This window comes from Paenibacillus thiaminolyticus (assembly GCF_003591545.1).
In the GTDB taxonomy this organism is placed as follows: domain Bacteria; phylum Bacillota; class Bacilli; order Paenibacillales; family Paenibacillaceae; genus Paenibacillus_B; species Paenibacillus_B thiaminolyticus_A.
In genome coordinates this window covers 21740-42765 of sequence record NZ_QYZD01000041.1, presented here as the reverse complement: position 1 = coordinate 42765, position 21026 = coordinate 21740, and the positions used below count along the sequence as shown (strand labels likewise).

Annotated in this window: 17 protein-coding genes and 1 pseudogene; 15 read left to right on the top strand and 3 right to left on the bottom strand. The window is 52.7% G+C overall.

Features of this window, described 5'->3' with window-relative positions:
• Positions 1–204: 204 nt before the first annotated feature.
• Both DQX05_RS26620 and DQX05_RS26615 read right to left on the bottom strand, forming a co-directional pair.
• Positions 205–1407 (bottom strand): MGDG synthase family glycosyltransferase, encoded by a 1203-nt coding sequence (locus DQX05_RS26620; protein ID WP_119796324.1) that lies wholly within the window; start codon positions 1405–1407, stop codon positions 205–207.
• 351 nt (positions 1408–1758) lie between these two features.
• A complete protein-coding gene (locus DQX05_RS26615; RefSeq protein WP_259392247.1) occupies positions 1759–2331 on the bottom strand; it encodes a hypothetical protein in 573 nt (190 codons plus the stop codon).
• Between the two features lie 456 nt (positions 2332–2787).
• Here DQX05_RS26615 and DQX05_RS26610 point away from each other — a divergent pair, with 456 nt between their 5' ends.
• From DQX05_RS26610 to DQX05_RS26580, 7 genes are all read left to right on the top strand, one after another.
• A complete protein-coding gene (locus DQX05_RS26610) occupies positions 2788–3771 on the top strand; it encodes a helix-turn-helix domain-containing protein (RefSeq protein WP_119796323.1) in 984 nt (327 codons plus the stop codon).
• Between the two features lie 110 nt (positions 3772–3881).
• On the top strand, positions 3882–5192 hold the full coding sequence (locus DQX05_RS26605; protein ID WP_397336107.1) for an ABC transporter substrate-binding protein: 1311 nt from the start codon (positions 3882–3884) through the stop codon (positions 5190–5192).
• Positions 5193–5337: 145 nt separating this feature from the next.
• Entirely contained in the window at positions 5338–6291 is a 954-nt protein-coding gene (locus DQX05_RS26600) for a carbohydrate ABC transporter permease (protein WP_119796321.1), read from the top strand.
• A gap of 1 nt (position 6292) precedes the next feature.
• Complete coding sequence (locus DQX05_RS26595) at positions 6293–7120, top strand: carbohydrate ABC transporter permease (protein ID WP_119796320.1); 828 nt, start codon at positions 6293–6295, stop codon at positions 7118–7120.
• 16 nt (positions 7121–7136) lie between these two features.
• Positions 7137–8216 (top strand): Gfo/Idh/MocA family protein, encoded by a 1080-nt coding sequence (locus DQX05_RS26590; protein ID WP_119796319.1) that lies wholly within the window; start codon positions 7137–7139, stop codon positions 8214–8216.
• Positions 8213–9049 carry a Gfo/Idh/MocA family oxidoreductase gene (locus DQX05_RS26585; protein ID WP_119796318.1) on the top strand — a complete coding sequence of 279 codons (837 nt, stop codon included), beginning with the start codon at positions 8213–8215 and terminating at the stop codon, positions 9047–9049. Before DQX05_RS26590 ends, DQX05_RS26585 begins: the two co-directional genes overlap by 4 nt.
• A 47-nt stretch (positions 9050–9096) precedes the next feature.
• Complete coding sequence (locus tag DQX05_RS26580) at positions 9097–10599, top strand: N-acyl-D-glucosamine 2-epimerase (protein ID WP_119796317.1); 1503 nt, start codon at positions 9097–9099, stop codon at positions 10597–10599.
• A 330-nt stretch (positions 10600–10929) separates the two neighbouring features.
• Here the strand turns inward: DQX05_RS26580 and DQX05_RS26575 are convergent, their stop codons facing one another.
• Positions 10930–12243, bottom strand: a complete 1314-nt coding sequence (locus DQX05_RS26575) for a helix-turn-helix domain-containing protein (protein ID WP_119796316.1) — start codon at positions 12241–12243, stop codon at positions 10930–10932.
• 139 nt (positions 12244–12382) lie between these two features.
• Between DQX05_RS26575 and DQX05_RS33470 the strand changes: the two are divergent.
• The 8 genes and pseudogenes from DQX05_RS33470 to DQX05_RS31155 all read left to right on the top strand — a co-directional run.
• Positions 12383–12646, top strand: a pseudogene (locus DQX05_RS33470) (IS4 family transposase); the annotation flags it as partial.
• Between the two features lie 136 nt (positions 12647–12782).
• Complete coding sequence (locus tag DQX05_RS26565) at positions 12783–13478, top strand: hypothetical protein (protein WP_119796315.1); 696 nt, start codon at positions 12783–12785, stop codon at positions 13476–13478.
• A 105-nt stretch (positions 13479–13583) separates the two neighbouring features.
• Complete coding sequence (locus DQX05_RS26560; RefSeq protein ID WP_119796314.1) at positions 13584–13817, top strand: hypothetical protein; 234 nt, start codon at positions 13584–13586, stop codon at positions 13815–13817.
• Positions 13818–14352: 535 nt separating this feature from the next.
• Entirely contained in the window at positions 14353–15756 is a 1404-nt protein-coding gene (locus tag DQX05_RS26555; protein ID WP_119796313.1) for a cytochrome ubiquinol oxidase subunit I, read from the top strand.
• Positions 15740–16756 carry a cytochrome d ubiquinol oxidase subunit II gene (gene cydB, locus DQX05_RS26550; protein ID WP_119796312.1) on the top strand — a complete coding sequence of 339 codons (1017 nt, stop codon included), beginning with the start codon at positions 15740–15742 and terminating at the stop codon, positions 16754–16756. Before DQX05_RS26555 ends, cydB begins: the two co-directional genes overlap by 17 nt.
• Positions 16756–18483: a thiol reductant ABC exporter subunit CydD gene (gene cydD, locus DQX05_RS26545; protein ID WP_119796311.1), complete on the top strand. Its 1728-nt coding sequence runs from the start codon at positions 16756–16758 to the stop codon at positions 18481–18483. The genes cydB and cydD overlap by 1 nt, the downstream gene beginning before the upstream one ends.
• Complete coding sequence (gene cydC, locus DQX05_RS26540) at positions 18480–20237, top strand: thiol reductant ABC exporter subunit CydC (protein WP_119796310.1); 1758 nt, start codon at positions 18480–18482, stop codon at positions 20235–20237. The genes cydD and cydC overlap by 4 nt, the downstream gene beginning before the upstream one ends.
• Positions 20238–20362: 125 nt before the next feature.
• Complete coding sequence (locus tag DQX05_RS31155; protein ID WP_182914914.1) at positions 20363–20500, top strand: hypothetical protein; 138 nt, start codon at positions 20363–20365, stop codon at positions 20498–20500.
• Positions 20501–21026 lie beyond the last annotated feature (526 nt).

Genomic DNA, 21026 nt, shown 5'->3' with positions numbered 1-21026 from the left:
AGCAGACACCCGCCACACCAGCGAACACCAGCAGACCGTATCAAACACTAGAAATAGCTAGTTCAAACGAGACCCGACTACTCCCAACAACTCCACACGACGCCCGACTAGCCCACTTTGAACCGCCTCAACCCGCGCGAAAAACCGCCAGGGCGAGGAGCCCTGACGGCTGTTTTTTACTTACTAGGTTGTTACACGTAGTTATTACACGTAATTGCGGCGGAAGCGGAGTCTTGCCGTCTTGCGCGGCACAATCGGGTGCCGTTCAACCTGCAGAATCGCTTCCAGCACGCGGGCTTGCGTATGCTGGCGTTCCGCCTGGGCACGGACGCTCATCCATTGCAGCGCTTCAGGCCGGGAAGCGAAGGACGAGAGCTGGGACACGAGATCCTCCGGGTCCTCGGCTTGGCAGGCCAGTCCCTTGCGGACGAGATAGCGGATGTTGTCCTGCTCTTGGCCCGGCAGCGGCTTGTAGACGAGCAGCGGCAGCCGCTGGACAACCGCCTCGGTCGTCGTCACTCCGCCTGGCTTCGTAATCAGCAGATCGGACATCGCCATATATTCATGGACCGGCTGCACGTAGCCTTCCACCCGGATTTGAAGCGGGGACGAGGCCGCCCATTCCTCGAGGTGGCGCTGCAGCCGCTCGTTCCGCCCGCAGATGACGATGAACTGCATGTCGGCCGCCCAGTCGGCTTCTTCCATAGCGCGGAAGAAATCGGGATCGAGCAGGCCGCAGCCGCCGCCCATCAGCAATACGGTCATGCGATTCGGATCCAGACCGTAGCGGCTGCGAAGCGCTGCTTTGTCATAGCTTCCGTAGAACTCCGGACGAACCGGAATGCCGGATACTTCGATCCGGCAGGCGGGAATGCCCTGTCCGGCCAGCTTGGCCCGGGCTTCCTCCGAGCCGACGAGATAGCGGTCGGTATGTGGGTGAATCCAGAAGCTGTGATCGGTATGGTCGGTAATGACCGTCACCAGGCCGCATTGCACAGCTCCGCGCTCCTTCAGGCGGGATACCGCCGCGCTAGCCGCCGGGAATGTGCTGACGATAATCGTCGGCTGCACCTCGCGAATCAGCTTGATGAGCGGACGCAGACTCGTCAGCGGCACATTTTTAATCAGCTGGGAGAAGCGATGATCCCGGCGTGTCATCTCGAACAGAAAGCCGTACATATTCGGGAACATTTTCAACCATTGCACGAAGCAGTACGAACCGACCGTGTGCAGATGCGGCGACACCTGTTCCAAGTAATCGACGACATGCACTTCTGCTTCCTGCGGGCACCAGGTGCGGGCCGCTTCCCGAATCGCGTGAGCCGCCTGCAGATGGCCGTGGCCGAGCGATCCTGCGAGAACGAGCACCTTCTCCTTCGGCTGTTTACCGTAACCCCGATCATACATGTTTCCTAACATCTCCCTTTATTTATAACTTCACCATCTCTGGCTACTTCTTCTCTCTGAATTTGTTACTCTTATCGTATCCGAAAAGGGACGGACTGGAAATGGACTGGAGTGCGGTTGTGATCCTAGACCTTTGGCGGGTCTTGGACCTAGCTATAATGCAAACAAACTCCATCATAGAATAAAAATGATGAGAAAAGGTTGAAAATTCATAAATATTTTCAAAGGAGATCATCAAAAGGACCGTAAGCCCGCCTATTTTATACTATATAAAGATGATTGGGACATCTCCCTAGATAACTATATTCGATGTAGTAGAGACGTATGCAGCCACTAGTGCCACGAGTTCTCTCAATCCATCCCAACTGTTCGCTCCCCCTGTACGGCGCGTCGCCGCTTCGCAGGGCCGAACAGCTGCTCGCTCCATCGCGAGAGCAGGACCAGCGTCTTGGCATCGACGAACCGCTCGAAGAGATGAGATGGGCCGCAGCGAAGATGAACGGCAGCGTAATCAGCACTGTCAGCAGGACGCTCATCCCGTAAGGCAGTACAGAATGGAGCTGGAAGAAGATATAGCTGCCGAGGGAACAAATAATAGTAAAATGCATGAGATACAGCGAGAACGATATTTTGCCCAAATAGGCTGAATGGCTTGCGCTTCCCAAGCAGCAGCAGGAATGCAAAGATCAAAAAGGACCCGAACAACTCGTACGTCATCGTCCAGAGCACGGGATTGTATTGCGAACCATAGGTGAAGAAGGTATGGAACAGGCTCTCCTTAATCATCGCCCATACGCCGGTATCGGCCGCGAACGGATCGGGCATGGAGGATAAGGTGATTCCCTGAATGTCGTCATAGAATTCGAATCCGCCAATGATGGCCAGATAAGCCAGGGCAACGGACAGAACAGCGGGTATGGCCAAGCGGAAGTATCTTCGAACCGCAGAAAAGTATACATGCAGACGGTCTTTGGTCTGAAAATAACGATAGCTCAGTACTTAACCGCTCAGCACGAAGAACAGGCATACAGAAAAGTTACCGTTAAACAGAAGATTAATCGGCGTCCGCGCGGCTGCGCCCTCGAAGGCGAAATGCGCCATCTCCGACCCTCAAAGACAGCGGAAGAAACACCTGAAAGAAGTGGCATACCACCACGATGCAAGCCGCCAATCCCCTTACGCCATCCAAGTATACGATTTTCGGCTTCATGGGCATCTCCACTTTTCCATCGGCATTCCTCCTCTTCCTTACTTTCATTGTAATCCTATATTGGAGGGAGATGTTTAAATTTTTCATGAGATCATAGGAAAACGGTTCCAAGGAGGAGAAGTAGTCGAGAGGCAGAGCATATATGGCGGGATACGAAGGAGTGAATAGCATTGGCACTTCAATGGAACATCGCTGATATTGATGAATTGACTCGTTCCGGCATTATTTATTTTAATTCCAGGATGGAAATGTTGGAGGGCTTGCCCTGCAAAATGTATCGATTGACGGCCCAACCGAGCTTAATGACCCATTGCCATGATTATTTTCAGATCTGGTATGTGGCCAAAGGAGCCTTCCATCATACGGTGAGCGGCGAGCGGTTCGCGATTGCTGCGGGAGATATTTTTATCGTCTCTCCGTTTACATTGCATAGCGTAGAGATACTGCCGGAGCAGGAGCTTGAGATCTATGGTTGTGAATTTATGCCTTCCTTTATCAACGAACGGTTGGAAGAGAAGCCGGTGGATCGTTCCTTTTTTGATGTAGCCTATGTAGAGTATTTTTTGCGAAGGGAGAGCAGCATTCAGTCCAAGCTTACGCTGGAGAACGTGATCGAGGTCCGGGTTCGAAATCTGATGAGGGAGATGCTGGCGGAGTATGAGAGGCGATCTCCCTTTTATCAGATCTTATTGAAAGCGAACCTGCTTCTGCTGCTGTCCATCCTGGTTCGGCAGGTGAACCGGGAGTTGGTCGATGCGGGATTCGAGAAATCGGAAAAATATAAAAAAATTATGACCGGGGTAATCGAGTACATCCATATGAATTATCATGAAAATTTGAAGCTCGATACGCTGTGCTCTCTCGCGAATCTGTCACGGTCAACCTTCTGCGGACTGTTCAAGGAATGGACAGGCAAGACGTTCAACCGCTATGTCACCGATCTTCGCATTTTTCATGCCATCGGCATGTTAATGCGGCCGGAGCTATCCGTAACGGATGTGTGCTATTCTACGAGCTTCAACGAGCTCTCTTATTTTTGCAGGATCTTCAAAAAATATACGGGTATCTCTCCTACCTATTTCCGCAAGCAAGCGGTGCAGCCAAAGAATGACAATCATACGATAATCCCACTTATACAGACAAAAGTGAAATGAAATAAAGCGTTTACATGCTACCATATGGGTACTTGTTAGCCTAACAGGGTCGCAGTCGGTTGTTCGATTCAACCATTACGGGGGGATGAAGTGTGAGAAGAAAATCGGTGATGTGGTGTCTTGCTCTCGTTCTTATGATCTCGATTGTATCGGGATGCTCTGGCGGCAATCCGCAAAATGCGGACGGCAGCTCCCGCAACAAGGGGAGCGAAGCCGGCGCGACAGACAACAGTTCTTCCGCAGACGCGGTAGAGCTCAGCTTCTGGTACGGATGGACCGGGCCGGAGGGCGAAGCGATTGAGAAGCTGATCGCCAAGTGGAATGCGGCCAATCCCGGCATCCAGGTGAAGGGGCTGTCCCAGAGCGATTATCAGAAGCAGCTTACGGCGATTACTGGCGGCAATCCTCCGGACATCGCCTCGCAATTTGGCCAGAACGTCGTGCCTTGGGGTCTGCGCGGCGCCATGATGACGCTGGATGATTATATTGCGCAGGATGGCGTCGATCTGCAAGATTTCGTTCCGGCTGCATTAAGCACGTCGCAGTATGAAGACAAGACCTACGCCATCCCGGTTGCGATGCATGTATCGATGTTGTTCTATAACAAAGATATATTGGCCGAGGCAGGCTTCGACGGTCCTCCGGCCACGATCGGCGAGCTGAAGGAGTGTCTCAAGGCGCTGAGCATCGTGGAGGATGGAGGACGTCTCCAGCGTCTCGGATTATGGCCGGGAATGGATGCGTACACCTTCGCCTATGCTTACAACGGTTCGTTCTATGATGCCGAAGCGAAGCAGGTGACGCCGGATCATGCGGGCGTGAAAGCGGCCATTGAGCTGTCCAAGAGCATCTGGGATCAATACGGCTCAGACAATCTGGATCGGTTCTCTTCGGGTCTTGGCCAATATATGTCCGCGCAGAATCCGTTCTTCTCCGGCAAGTATGCGATGACGATCGACGGCGAATGGCTGCCGACCTTCATTAAGCAGTTCGCGCCGAATCTGAATTACGGCATTGCGCCGATTCCGTATGATGAAAATAACCCGGATCTGAAGAATCCGGGGAATGTCGCGACGAGCGTGTTCTATATTCCGAAGGGCGCGAAGCATCCGGATACCTCCTGGAAGTTCCTGAAGTGGATGACCGAGCCGGAGCAAATGGCTGAATTCACGGGGGCGATCGGGAATCTCCCGACGAGAGCATCCGCGTTCACGAATCCGGTCTATGCCGAAGTGCCGGGCTTCAAGGAGTTCCTCGATTACTCGTCCAGCAGCAATCTGAAGTCCTTCCCTGCCACTTCCTTCGCGAATGAGTATATGACCGAGTTCGGCGTCCAGTATGACGCCATTCTGCGAGGCAGCATCAGCCTGGAGGAAGGCTTGAAGAAGGTCAAGGACAAGATTCAGCCGCTGGTAAAATAGATTCCGCTTGCATGGCTCCGATCCGCTGCAGCAATCCGTCGGGTTCATATCGGATCGGAGTCTGCCCGGGCTGCCTAAGCCTGGCGAGACATGCTGCGAGACATGCTGATGAGAAGACATGCTTGACGAAAGGAGAGCCGCGAAGATGAGAGTCTCCACGCCCGTTATGCGACAAGGGAAGAGAGCCGGTTGGTCGAAGAAGGAGCGTCATTATGTCTATCTTGGCCTGGCATTCGCTTCCCCTTGGATTATCGGATTTCTCGTATTTACCGTCTACCCGTTCTTCGGATCTCTTTATTTCAGTCTGACCGATTACGATCTGTTCAGTCCGCCGAGATGGGTCGGTCTGGACAATTATAAGCACATCATTGCTGACAGCGGCTTCTACAAGTCGCTGGGCAACACATTGTTCATGGCGTTTATTTCCGTGCCGATTACGTTAACGTGCTCCCTGCTGATCGCGCTGCTCCTGAATACGAAGGTGAAGGGCATCAACTATTACCGGACGATTTTTTATTTGCCGTCGGTCATTCCGATCGTCGCCAGCGCGCTGCTGTGGACGTGGATGCTCAATCCGGACTTCGGCCTGATCAATATGGTGCTGCGCTCGCTTGGTCTCCCCGATCCCGCTTGGCTGCTCGATCCGCGGTATACGAAGCCGTCACTGATTCTGATGAGCTTGTGGGGCTCCGGGGCAGGCGCCTTGATATTCCTGGCGGCCCTACAAGGGGTTCCGAAGCAATATTATGAAGCGGCGCAAGTGGACGGCGCCAACTGGTGGCACCGGTTTTGGAGAATCACCATTCCCGCCCTGTCGCCGATTATTCTGTTCCAGCTCATTATGGGCCTGATTGGCGCATTCCAGATCTTTACCGAGTCATATATTTTGGCCGGGGGCAAGGTGGACGGAGGCAAATCGCTGGGCGGACCGGATCAGTCCTTGCTGTTCTACGCGGTCAATCTGTATCAGGAAGCGTTCATTTATCTCAAGATGGGCTACGCTTCGGCGCTTGCCTGGATTTTATTCCTGATCGTATTGCTGATTACATTCGTGCTTTTGAAGACATCGGGCCGCTGGGTCTATTACGGAGGTGATTAAGATGGCGATCCGGTTGCGGAAGCATATTTTGCCTCATGCCGTGCTGATTCTGTTCTCCATCCTCTTTCTGTTTCCGTTTTTGTGGCTGGTGATGACCTCGTTGAAGACGCCGGACGAGATCTTTCAACTTCCTCCGCGCATTTTACCGGAGACCTTTCAATGGTCCAATTATAAAGCGGCATTCGAGGCGATTCCGTTCACCCGCTATATGATGAACACGTTCCTCATCTGCGCCCTGAATATTATCGGGCAATTGTTCTCGGCCCCGCTGGTGGCGTATTCGATATCCCGGATCCCGTGGCGCGGGCGGAACATCATTTTCTCGATCGTGGTCGCCACGATGATTTTGCCGGCACAGGTGCAGATGATTCCGCAGTATATCATTTTTACGAAGCTGGGCTGGGTGAATACGATTCTCCCGCTTACGATCGGAGCGTTCTTCGGGGCGCCGTTCTTCATCTTCCTGCTCCGCCAGTTCCTGATGGGGGTGCCGGCGGAGCTGTCCGAGGCGGCGAAGATTGACGGGGCTTCCGAACTTCGCATTTACGCGAGGATTATCCTGCCGATCCTGAAGCCAGCCCTGGTCACCGTGGCCTTGTTTTCCTTTGTCTGGTCCTATATTGATTTTATGGGGCCGCTCATCTATCTGAATGACTCTGCCAAATGGACGATTACCGTCGGATTGCAGAGCTTCCAGCAGGATCACGGGGCCCAGTGGGAGAAGCTGATGGCGGCTTCCACGATTATGGCGGTGCCGATGATTCTTCTCTATTTCTTCGGCCAGAAATACTTCATGCAATCCGGTTCAGCCTTAACCGGCTTCAAATAATAGGAGGGATGTCGAAATGAGTAAAACCATCGTCGCGATCATCGGCTGCGGAACGATTGCCAACAGCGCCCATATTCCGGCGTATCTTGCCAACCCGGTCGCCGAGATCAAATATTTTTGCGATATTCGCAAAGAACGGGCGGAGCAAGCGGTCGAGAAATACGGCTGCGGCATCGCAATTGAAGATTACCGCGTTATCCTGGACGATCCGGATGTCGAAGCCGTCTCCATATGTACCCCGAACCATTGCCACGCCCCGATCGCGATCGACTGTATGCGTGCAGGGAAGCATGTGCTCTGCGAGAAGCCGGCCGCCCGCACGTACGAGGAGGCGCTGGAGATGCAGAAGGCGCAGCATGAGACCGGGATGACGCTGAATATCGGCGTCGTGAATCGGTTCAACACGGGAGTAAATATAGTTAAGCAAATGATCGAGGACGGAGAACTGGGCGAACTGTACCATGTGTACGTCAGCTTCCGTGCGCAGCGCTCGATTCCCGGACTGGGGGGCGACTTCACGACCAAGGCTGTGGCCGGCGGGGGCGCGCTGATTGACTGGGGCGTCCACTTTCTCGACATCGTCATGTATTGCGCAGGAGATCCGGAGCCGCAGACGGTAACGGGGCAGACCTATTGCAAGCTGGGCAAGGATATGAAAAATTACGCCTACCTCAACATGTGGGCAGGGCCGCCCAATTATGAGGGGACATACGACGTCGATGATTTCGTCACGGCGATGATCCGGACAGCGGGGCCTTCGATTACGGTCAACGGCGCCTGGGCGCAAAATATCGGGGTCGACGAGATGTATATCGACTTCCTGGGGGACAAGGCGGGAATTCGGCTGCAGTATGGCGCCGAGTTCACGATCTACAGCGCCAAGCATGGCGCTCTGCTGGAGAGCACCCCGAAGTTCACGAAGACCGATCATTTCCGGAACGAGATCAACAGCTTCCTTTCTTGCGTCAAGTCGGGCGAGCGGCTGCCGTCCCATATTGATACGGTCATCCTGACGGCCAAAATGATTCAGGCCATCTATGATTCTTCGGAGCAAGGGCGAGAGATTTCATTCGTGAAAGAGGGAGCGCGGGCATGAAGAAGATCGGGTTCATCGATTATTATTTGGACGAATGGCATGCGAACAAATACCCGGACTGGATTCGAGCCGCTTCCGGCGGAACGATGGAGGTTGCTTATGCCTACGGCATGAAGGATGCCGAACGCGGGTTGAGCAACGCGGCATGGTGCGAGAAGCACGGCATGGCCTTGCGCCATACGGTGGAGGAGGTCGTGGCGGAGAGCGATTATCTCATCGTGCTGTCGCCCGACAACCCGGAGCATCACGAAGCGCTCGCCCAGCAGCCGCTGGCCTCGGGGAAGCCGACGTACATCGACAAGACCTTCGCCCCGGATCGGGCGACGGCGCTGCGCCTGTTCGAGCGCGCGGCCCGGCACGGGACGCCGATGTACTCCTCGTCGGCCTTGCGGTTCGCGACGGAATACCGCGAAGCCGAGCGCTCGGGAATCGAGACAATCTGCAGCTGGGGTCCCGGCATGTTCGAGAATTATTCCATTCACCAGATCGAACCGATCGTCTCGCTGATGGGAACGGAAGCGAAGCGCATCATGTTCATCGGGACCGGGCTTGCCCCCGCGCTCTTGATCGAATTCAAGGATGGCCGGCAGGCGACGATGCATCATCTGGGCGGCGATTGTCCGTTCACGACCGCGGTTGCATACGATTCGGGGAACTGCCGAATCCTAAAGCCGGAATCGGATTTCTTCCAGCTGTTCATTCAAGATCTGGTTGCCTTCTTCGAGTCGGGGCAGGTCACAGTTCCTTCTGCCCAGACCGTCGCCGTCATCACCATCATCGAGCATGGATTGCTGGCGGCCAAGCGGCCTAATGAGTGGGTCGAACTGCCATAGTTGCAGAACAGGGAGCAGCTGGAGATCCGTTAGAGGAGGTGTTCAATATGTTCCGGTTTCGCCAGCGGGGATGGCATCGCCAAGCGGGTATTTGCTTGGCCGCTCTAACTGTTCTCTTTTATGTGCTCCCTTCCGGCAGCGGGCAGGCCGCCGAGCAAGGGGAACAGGGGGCAGGAGCAGCTCTCGGCACAGGCAAGGCCTCAGCTTTATCGGGCCCGACCATTCAGGTCGATCCGGGGTTCCGTTATTATCAAAATCGCTCGGCAGCGAGCATCGCCGATGAGATTGTGCAGAACGGGTACAAGTCCGTCCGCTATTTCGTCGTCAATGAGAACCAAGTCAACCGCGAGCTTGTCGAGGCTTTTCAGGAGAGAGGCTTGTTCGTCTGGGCGCTGGTCCTCGGCAACGGATCATACTCTGTCGAAGGCTTTCCCGCCGATTGGCCGAGCTGGCAGATGGAGCTGTTGACCCCGGTCAATGACGGGTATTACCGCTTCTCCCCGCATAGCGAAGCTTATGTTCAGTGGAAAAAAGAGAAGCTGGCCGGCCTGGTCCGGGATATCCCGTTCGACGGCATTGAAGTCGCAGAGCCATACTTTCCGGAATGGGACGGCATCGATCGCGGCGTGTACGGCGATGTCGGTCCGCTGGCCCAAGCGGCTTTTCGCGAACAGTATGGACATGACCGCATTCCGAATTTCACCGATCCGGATGATCCGGACTTCTATCTGACGAATGTCGAGCTGTACGAGGATTGGATCGAGTTCCGGGTCGAGGCCGTCAACCGCTTCCTCGATGAACTGATGAACGGGACAGGCGGGGTGCGGGACGCGAGAAAGGATATTCTCGTCGCGACCTGGTCGCTCGCAATCGATGCTGGCCCGGATTCCGTGGATACGCTGCGCGAGATGCAGGGCCTCGATGCCGCAGAGATGATAGCGGCGGCCCGGCCGGATCTGCATATCCTGCAGACGCATTGGCCCGACTGGATTAAGCCCCAGGACGCGCTTCCGCCGCCGTATATCCGCAGCTATCAGCGCTTCGTCGATCAGATTCGCGCCGTTCATCCGAACATTCCGCTTGGCGTGCAGGCCGACATCGGATCGTCGCTGGCCATGGTGAAGGACCGGGCTTGGTACGACTCGTTCGGCCACGAGGCCGCGAAGATGGGATTCCGTACGTGGACGGCCTATGAATATCATATCGGCAAGTATATGTATGAGGAAGCGCCCGTTCCGGTCACCGTTGCCCGTCCGCGGCATGATAAGACAGTCATTTCGTTCCAGAAGCGAATCGACGAGTCCTCCGCCAAGCTTCCCGGCAGCCTGCATATGATGACCGAAGAGGGGGAGACGCCCGTTCCTCCGGAGCATATTGCCGTCGATGGCAATATGCTTACTATCGAATGGGATCAACTGCCGAAGAAGGAATTCCGCCTGCGGATTGAACAAGTGGCGGATACGCCGTCCTACTGGCTGTATCACAAGGATCAGCCGGCCAATGCAATCAAGAGCGGCACGGTTGTGGAGGTCGGCAAGAAAAGTCATTAACGTCTATGGGGAGATGGCGCGTTAGCTGCTCGATTGTGTATGAAGATGGAAGTTCGATGTTTTCGAAAGTGGTTATCAAGACCAAAAAGGAAGCATTCTGATGTATGCTTCCTTTATTACATTTCATATTTATGAAATACTTCATTCAGACAAAGCTCGAATCCAATATCTTTCCCAAATAGAAAGAGGATTGCTACAGTGAGCCTATTTTCCTAATCATCATATTTACTTACCAAGGATTAATCGTACCACCAAGCATCGCTATATTTTGGCCTGTAATGACAAGAGTCAAAGCTGTACTAACAATAATCTGTGCAACATATTTTTTTCTCACGCTACATCTCCCTTTCTGAATTTATCTTTGTGACTCTTTAGATAAGCAGCTACCATTTTAAGCTTGTCTAAAATCTCACTGTCTTCATTCAGAACATTTGCATGATTACATATTTTGTCGATTAACATTCCGACACATTTAGTGGCTTCACGATATCGGTCAACAGAAATGAACATCATAATGCTTTTTAGCAAATAGTGAAAGGATTGTTTGTGATCTTGTGTTAATTCGAAATACTCACTCTTTTTCGCAAAATAATTCGCATATTCTGCAATAAGTGCAGGATTATTATTTTGTTCCACATCCACAAAATCGGCTTCCCATTGAAATAGTTTTTCTATTGCATTTAGGTTCTTTTGTTTTAGATACAACTCAAGAAGATCATCCATTATGGTTACTTTATAGGAGTGATTTTCTAAACATTTTTCTAATTGTTGAACAGCTAAGTCTACATTCCCCTTTTTTTCGTTTAATTTTGCTGTCATAAAATCTATCTTTTCCTTAATAAAAGGAAATTTGAACTTGCTTAACATTTGGATATATTTTTCCGCCATGTCAAACTGACCTATGAAATAATAACAGAAGGAAATGAAATCTGTCGCATATGCCTTCAAAGCACTATCCGACTTTTCCAGAGATACAACTTCTTTGCAATAGTCAATGCATTCACTGTATTTTCCTAAGTGGTAAGCGTGAGCACCGAGCTTGTAATAGAAGGTAAGTTGTTCTTCCGGGGAGAGAAAGCGAGCATGCGGCAAGGCCTCCTTACCTATCTCATATGTTTCGCGCAATTTTTCGAAATCATCACGTTTTAACAAGTAATACTGGAATAACGATTTTGCCCAAAATGGCCTAACACTATGGCTATCAGCAAACGCAATGATAATTTGAAGTAACGTTAGTTTATATGCAGTGTCGGTTAATCCGATGGTAAATGAATATAATCGCTCTACGGAGTCTTCTGTTGTTGCACGTTCTGATTCGAGGAATTTATTGGCGATTTTTTCAATCAATGAAGACGGTGATGATTTTGAGATGGCTTCCGTTAAAATTTCCATTAAAGCTTCGGGATTTGGGTTAATCTCAATATATTTCTCTACGATGTCTTGAAAAGAAATACCTAATTCTAATGAAATCGGCAAGATTTTGCTGAAACCAGGAACTTTTATTGCCCCGTTTTCAAGTTTCGAAATATATCCTTTATGAATACCAACTTTGTCGGATAGTTGATCTAATGTCATTGACTTTTCAAGTCGTCTAAAATGAATAAGTTCCCCCAATGAAGTTTCAATTGTGGAGATATTTCTCATTAGGAAAGCAAACCTCCTATTTACAAAAAATTCAATCACCTCCACTTTACCATTATTGAGTTTTGTTGTAAATAATTAGAACACAAGATTGGGCAACGTTGATTTGATGCTCCTGTTGAACCGGAATGAAAGCCTGCGTTACGCGATTGGCAGGGACATCGAAGTCTTCTTCAAGTGTATCAACTCGCTGCTTGGTTTGCAGAAAGAGTTTCAAGGCTCTTCTGATTGCTGATCAGCCATACCACGATGGTGTTCTCGCGATATATTCTTACTGGCTTGGCAGTATCGGTAAAAATACGGACGTGCGCTCCTGTGGCAGCCTGTTTTATTTGCTATGTGATGAGGAAGGAACGTAGACTGGGCAGCAGCTCTACAACAACTGTTGGAATCGATAAGCCAAATATGATAGATTTCAAGTTACTTTTGGTCATAGATTTTTCCAGAAAATAACGCAGGACTATATTCCTATAGATATTCACTACCTATATTTGCTAGTGTTGTATATGTAAGTATATATTATTAAAGGGAGTAGTTGGGTTATGAAAAAATTTTTATCAGTAATGTGCGTGTTTGTGTTTGTTTTTGCGTCTGTTTTATCTTCAGCTAGCGCTTCTCCATTAGAATATCGCAAAATTTCAGTGGATCAATATAAGGAGTATTTAAGAGAAAAATCTCGAAATGATAATCTAGCGAAAGAATCTCTCGATAAATTTAATGAACTTTCTCTGAGGGAGCAACAAAGGTTTATCGAGTTAATGAACAATCCTCAGGCCCAGTTGGAAGCTTTAGAAGCCCTGGCGACATTAGAAAATGGACAGACAAAATCTTTATACAATGGGGATATCATTGTTAGTAAATCAGTTGAAAAATTTTATGACAATAAGGCAAAAGCAGCAGCCCCTCAACTTCAACAAAGCAATGGGGTCTATCAAGAAACTTTGACTCTGTTAGGCTTACCGGTCACTATTTTTAAAATTCAAGTATGGTTCAAATATGACCCTTCTAATCATGTTGTTCATGAGACACTAAGATCTGAAGAATCCCATTGGAATATAAATTTAGGCACATTAGTAGATGATCTTGGTAGCGAACATTGGGTTTCTGGAACATTAGCATGTGCTATGGGTAAATTCAAAGTGTCTCTAACAATAGTTGGCGGCGCGATCTCAACAACGCATAAATTGTATATTCAGTGTGATGATATTGATGTTGGTGGTTGGATGGAAACGTTCTAGGAATTAGAACAAAAATTATACGGACAATGGCTCCTGGACCGTGCCCTTTCCATCAAATTACTTAAGTAAAACAGTACGAAGCAATTGCATTCAAAGAGGGATATTATGAACAAAAAGCCGCTTTGGTATCATGTAGCACTAGGAATTGTTCTTTTGCCTGCCATACAAGGACTGATCAGCAATACGCCTAGTTCACACTTCCGGGTTATGGTTTCGATTACGGCCGTGCTTTGGATCGTTGGCATGTTTGAGATCAGAAGAAATTTGAATGTAGCGATATGGATGTTAATCCTTTTTGCGTTGATGTTTATTTTGACCGTGGAAATTTCTAAAGTTTAACTTAGGTCGTTGGATTAAGAATGTTATATTTATTACTTGACTTGGCCGCGCTCTCCCGCGGCTATTTTTTTGTGTTCTTATCAACTTGATTCCGTGATTAGCTTTGGCCTCTCAAGGCTTCTTTTTATATGGTTTTTTGGATAGTATTTTATGGAAATAAATAAAGAAAAAGTCGAATTCAACCACTTCCACACCCGGAAAGCTATGCCTTTTCTCTTCCGCCCCAGCCTTGTTTTCAACGCTTTTGTGAACAATGGCACAAAGTTCGCAATTTGCTCATTCTATTATGATAAGATGTGATAAAAATCACATTAGCCAGCGTGTCCATCTGACAAAATAACACTGAGTCCTGTAACGTTTGTCATTGATCGAGCTGTTCCTCGTATCGCAGTCAACGGCTTATGCCATCCGCGTAGGGCGAAGACGGCTGCCCAAAGCGTACGGCAGGGCCTCAAAAGAGGATGCTCAAAAAGGCGCTGAAAACCGAACTGACCTTTTTGAACTCCCGCATAAGAAAGAAAGGTGGAACGAAAAAATGGATATGCTAATCTTATCACGCATCCAGTTTGCGTCGACGACGATTTTTCACTTCTTCTTCGTCCCGGTATCCATCGGGCTGGCGCTGCTTATCGCCATTATGGAGACGATGTACGTTGTCAAGGGCAATGAAGAGTATAAGAAAATGGCCAAGTTCTGGGGCAAACTGTTCCTTATCAACTTTGCCGTCGGCGTCGTGACCGGTATCATTCAGGAATTCCAGTTCGGCATGAACTGGTCGAATTACTCCCGCTTTGTCGGGGACGTGTTCGGCGCACCGCTTGCCATCGAAGCGCTGCTAGCCTTTTTCATGGAGTCTACGTTCATCGGGCTCTGGATCTTCGGTTGGGAGCGGCTGAGCAAGAAGGTGCACTTGCTGTGCATCTGGCTTGTGGCGATCGGGACGACGATGTCCGCCTTCTGGATTCTCGCCGCCAACTCGTTCATGCAGCGCCCGGTCGGCTTCGAAATTAACAATGGCCGGGCCGAGATGAATGATTTCCTCGCGCTGATTACGAACGGCCAGTTGCTGGTGGAATTCCCGCATACGGTGCTGGGTGCATTTGCGACAGGCGCCTTCCTTATTACGGGTGTCAGTGCATACAAAATGCTGCGGCGCCAAGACTTTGAGTTTTTCAAAAAATCCTTCAAGCTGGGTATCATTGTTGCCTTGATCTCATCGTTCCTGGTCGCGATCTTCGGCCACCAGCAAGCACAGTATCTGGTGCATACGCAGCCGATGAAGATGGCGGCAGCCGAGAGCTTGTGGGAGACGAGCCCGGACCCTGCGCCTTGGACGGTTATCGCGGCTATCGATCCGGCTAAGCAAGAGAACCGGATGGAAGTGAAGATTCCATACTTACTTAGCTTCCTGTCCTACAGCAAATTCTCCGGGGAAGTCCGTGGGATGAAGGAGCTGCAGGCTGAATATGAGCAAACATACGGACCTGGCGATTATATTCCGCCGGTGCGCACGACCTTCTGGAGCTTCCGCATCATGGTTGCTGCCGGCTCGCTGATGATTCTGCTCGGCCTGTACGGCGTATATCTGATGGCGCGCAAGAAGCTGGATCAGAAGAACACCTGGTTCATGCGCTTCATGCTGTATGCCATCTCGCTGCCGTTCATTGCCAATACGTCGGGCTGGATTATGACCGAGATCGGCCGTCAGCCGTGGACTGTATTCGGATTGATGACGACGGAAGACAGTATCTCGCCTAGCGTATCGGGAGGCTCGGTGCTGTTCTCCCTGATTGCCTTCTCCACCATTTACACGGTGTTGGCTATCGTGCTAGTCTACTTATTCGTACGCGTTATCAAAAAAGGACCGAACGAGGATGTTACTGTCCACGTGTCTCACGATCCATTCGATAAGGAGGAACGTCATGCTCTCACTCAATGAATTATGGTTCGTTCTTGTCGCTGTGTTGTTCGTCGGCTTTTTCTTCCTCGAAGGCTTCGACTTCGGGGTTGGCATGTCGACTCAATTCCTGGCGCGAACCGACGGAGAGCGCCGGGTGCTAATCAATTCCATTGGCCCGTTCTGGGATGCCAATGAAGTCTGGCTTCTGACCGCCGGCGGGGCGATGTTCGCCGCCTTCCCGAACTGGTACGCAACCTTGTTCAGCGGCTATTATGTACCGCTCGTCGCGTTACTGCTCGCGCTTATTGTGCGCGGCGTCGCCTTCGAATTCCGGGGCAAGGTGGACAGCGAGCGTTGGAAGAAAACATGGGATCTGGCTATTTTCGTAGGCAGCCTCCTGCCTCCGTTCCTGTTCGGCGTCGTGTTCGCCGGGCTGATTAAGGGTCTTCCAATCGATCAGCAGATGGAGATGAAAGCCGGTCTGTTCGACATGGTGAATCTCTATACATTAGTAGGCGGCATTACCGTCACGGTGCTCTGCCTCGTGCACGGCCTCATGTTCACGACGCTGCGGACGGAGGGCGATCTGCAGGCGCGCGCACGCCGTCTCGCCCGGAAGCTGATGATTCCGCTCGCCGCTCTGCTCGTCTTATTCGCTATCATGACCTATTTCATGACCGATGTGTTCGAGGTTCGTGGCGCCATCCTGGCTGTCGTGGCCGTCCTCGGCCTGATCGTCTTCCTGCTCGCCGGATACTTCATGAAGCAGAAGAAGGACGGCTGGGCGTTTGGCATGACCGGAGGCATCATATTGCTGTCGATCGCATCCGTCTTTATCGGCTTGTTCCCGCGGGTGATGATCAGCTCCATCAACAGTGCATTCGACCTGACGATTCATAATGCGGCTTCGGGCGCTTATTCGCTCAAAGTGATGACGATCGTAGCGGTAACCTTGCTGCCATTCGTGCTCGGCTACCAGATTTGGAGCTACTTCGTCTTCCATAAGCGCGTGAACGAGAAGCAGCATCTCGAATACTAATGGGCAAGAATCTGTTCGGCTACCAAGGGATCAAGCCGGTTCTTGCCAGTCTGACCGCCATTGCCCTAGTGCACACACTATCTATTATTATGCTGGCCATCTGGCTGGCAGAAGCAATATCCGCCCTGTTCGCCGGGGCGGCATGGCAGGAACAAGCCGGCAAGATCGGGCTGTTCCTGCTTGCTTTTCTCGTGCGCCAGTTGACGGCACTGCTGCAGCAGAAAGTGGCTTACCGATTCGCCGAGAAGACCGGCGCAAGCCTGCGGAGCCAGCTGCTGGAGGCGCTGTTCCGCCTCGGGCCGCGGCATACCCGGACAGAGGGAACGGGCACGACAGTGACGCTTGTGCTCGAAGGGGTCGGGAAGTTCCGCAAATATATGGAGCTGTTCCTTCCCCGCATGATCGGGACCGCAGTGACGCCGGTGCTTATCCTTGCGTACATTGCGACCCAGGATATCGTCGCCGCCCTGATTCTGGCGGTGACGATGCCGATTCTCATCGCGTTCCTTATTCTTGTCGGTCTGGCCGCGCGCAAGCAGACAGAGAAGCAGTGGGCGTCTTACCGGCAGCTGTCGAATCATTTCGTCGATTCGCTGCGCGGTCTGGAGACGCTCAAGTTCCTCGGACGCAGCCGCTCGCACGGGGCCACCGTCTCCAAGGTCAGCGACAGATATCGATCGGCCACGATGCGGACTCTGCGCGTCGCCTTCTTGTCCTCCTTCTCCCTGGACTTCTTCACGATGCTGTCCGTCGCATCCGTGGCGGTCAGCCTTGGGCTGCGCCTCGTGAACGGGGATATGATGCTCGTTACCGCGCTGACCATCCTTATCTTGGCGCCGGAATATTTCCTTCCGGTCCGCATGGTAGGGGCCGATTATCACGCGACGCTGGATGGTAAGGAAGCGGGCGAAGCGATGCAGTCCATTATCCTCGCGGGAGCGAAGTCGGAGGAGGTCCCTGCCTCGCAGGCGCTGCCGGCCTGGACGCAGGACAGCTTGCTGCGCTTAACCGGCATCGGGATGCGGCATGAGGAGGAGGGCCCATCCTCACTGCAGGAGATTGATCTGGAGATTCAAGGCTTCCGCAAGGTCGGCATCATTGGCGCAAGCGGCGCCGGGAAGTCGACGCTGATCGATATTATCGGTGGCTTCCTGCATCCGACCGCCGGGACGATCCGGGTGGACGGACAGGAGCGTACGTCGCTGACCGGCGAGGACTGGCGGAAGCAGACGACGTACATCCCGCAGCATCCGTATATTTTCAGCTCCTCGCTGGCGGATAATGTCCGCTTTTATTCTCCGGACGCGACCGATGACGAAGTCGAGCGGGCGATGACTGCCGCGGGGCTGCGCCCGTTGGCGGTTCAGCTGCCGAACGGGTTGGATGAACGCATCGGGAACGGCGGCCGCTCGCTGAGCGGCGGACAGGAGCAGCGGGTTGCGCTGGCGCGGGCATTTCTGAGCAGCCGGCCGGTTATGCTGCTCGATGAACCGACGGCGCATCTGGACATCGAGACCGAATATGAGCTGAAGTCGACGATGCTGGAGCTATTCCGGGATCGGCTCGTCTTCCTGGCCACGCACCGCCTGCACTGGATGCCTGATATGGACTGGATTATTGTCCTGCAGGACGGCAAGGTTGCGGAGACGGGAACCCACGATCAGCTGCTGGCCAAGCAAGGGGCCTACTATGACATGATTCGCATGGAAGGGGAGGAGACGCTATGAATCGCGAAGGCTGGATTATGCCGTATATGCGGCGCTATGCCGGACGCTTCGCTGTCATTATCGCCCTGGGCGTGCTGACGGTGCTGTGCGCCTCCTCCTTGACCTTCACGTCAGGCTATCTCATTTCGAAGTCGGCTTTGCGGCCGGAAAATATTTTGCTCGTCTACGTGCCTATCGTGCTTGTCCGGACGTTCGGCATCGGGCGGGCTGTCGTCCATTATGTCGAGCGTCTGGTCGGTCATGATGCGGTGCTGCGCATATTGTCCCAGATGCGCGAGCGGATGTACCGCATCCTGGAGCCGCAGGCGCTGTTCCTCCGCTCCCGCTTCCGGACGGGAGATCTGCTCAGCACGCTGGCCGATGATATCGAGCAGCTGCAAAATGTGTACTTGCGCACCGTGTTCCCGGGCGCGGTGGCGCTCGTCGCCTATGCCGCCTGCATCGCGGCACTCGGCTGGTTCGATCTGCCGTTCGCTCTCTTCATCGGCCTGCTGCTGCTCCTGCTGATCGCGGTGCTGCCCTGGGTGTCTCTGCTGATTACCCGCACCTGGCAGACCCGCATTAAGCAGGAGCGGAACGTGCTGTACCAGCGGTTGACCGATGCGGTGATTGGGATGAGCGATTGGGTCATTAGCGGGCGCACTTCCCGCTTCACGGCGGAATATGAAGAGGGCGAGCAATCCGTCGCCCGCATGGAGCGCCGCCTGAACGGCTGGGCCCGGCTTCGCATGCTGCTGGGGCAGTGCGTCGTCGCGGCCGTGCTGGTGCTCATGCTCTGCTGGGCAGGGGGCCAATATGCGGACGGGCGCATCGCCGCCACCTTGATCGCGGCGTTCACCTTGGTCGTATTCCCGCTGATGGACGGCTTTCTCCCGGTATCGGACGCGGTGGAGAAGCTGCCGCAGTACCAGGACTCACTGGAGCGGCTCGCGAAGCTGGACGCTCCGGCGGGCGAACAGCCCGTTCGTCCTGCGGCGGAGGCGGAGCTGCGGCCGGCCCTGGCGTCCGGAGAGGCGCATATCCGGCTGGAGCAGGTCCGCTACCGCTATGACAAAACGGCCGACTGGACGCTGGACGGCTTGTCGCTCGATGTCCCGCAAGGACGGCGCATCGCGGTCATCGGCCGCAGCGGAGCGGGGAAATCGACGCTGCTGAAGCTGGTGCAGGGAGCCTTGGCGCCGGACGAAGGCCAAGTGTTGCTGAACGGCATCCCGGCGGCGTCGTATGGGGAGCATATCCCCGAAATGATTGCGGTCTTGAACCAGAGCCCGCATCTGTTCGACACGACGGTGGCGAATAATATCCGGCTGGGCCGCCCGGATGCCTCCGACGAGGACATCCGTCGGGTCGTCCGCCAAGTCGGCCTGGAGACGCTCGTCGACTCGCTGCCGGACGGCTATGATACGCGGATGCTGGAGACCGGCGGGCGCTTCTCGGGCGGTGAGCGGCAGCGGATCGCCTTGGCCCGCATCCTGTTGCAGGATACGCCGGTCGTCATTCTCGACGAGCCGACCGTCGGGCTCGACCCGCAGACCGAGCGCGCTCTGCTCGCCACGATGTTCACCGCGCTGCAGGGCAAGTCGCTGCTGTGGATTACGCATCATCTCGTCGGCGTGGAGCAGATGGATGAAGTCATCTTCATCGAGAACGGCCGCATCGAGATGAGAGGGCCGCATGCGGAACTGCTGGAGCGGTATCCGCGCTACCGCAACCTGTATCATCTGGATCGGCCCGCGCTGTTGTCGCGGATATAGGGGGCTCCGTTATTGTTGCTGTGCCCCCGTACGGAAAGCCCTCGAGACTAGTCGTCTCGGGGGCTTTGTTCTTATCGGGCTGAGTGTGGAAGCGGGGAGGAAGGCAGCGGTGGGGAAAGTGGAGGATGATGGATGACGACGGCGAAGGCACGGCGATGGCGATGAATATGACGAGGCGGGGAAATCCTGCATTAGTGCAGCAATTTACGCGATATGAGTCGATATTGGCCGAAATTGCTGCAAAAGTCCATTATTTTGGCTGATTATTGCTCTAATTGAAGCGATACGGCTGAAATTACTGCAGTTTTGCAGGAATTTTTTTGGCGGACGAGATGCGAAACGAAAATGCTGTATTTCTGCAGTTTTGGGGAAGGCGAGCGGTGAGGAGCGGGATGAAAGCAGAAGGCTGGACAAGTAGAACGAGCAAACTGGTTAGTTACATTCAGACAAGCGAACAATGAGGTACATCGAACAATGGAATCAACAAGTTACATCAAACAATCGACCAAGCGGCAGATGAGCGATCCGAACCAACAAGTTACCTCGAACAATCGAACAAAGCAGTAGATGAACAATCAGGATCAACAAGGTACCTCGAACAACCGAACAAAGCAGTAGATGAACAATCCGAACCAACAAGTTGTTATGTCGAACAACTGAACATAGCAGTAGATGAGCAATGGAATGAACAAGTTAGATCGAACAACCCGGAATAAGCGGCAGATGAGCGATCCGAACCAACAAGTTACCTCGAACAACCGAACAAAGCAGTAGATGAACAATCCGGAT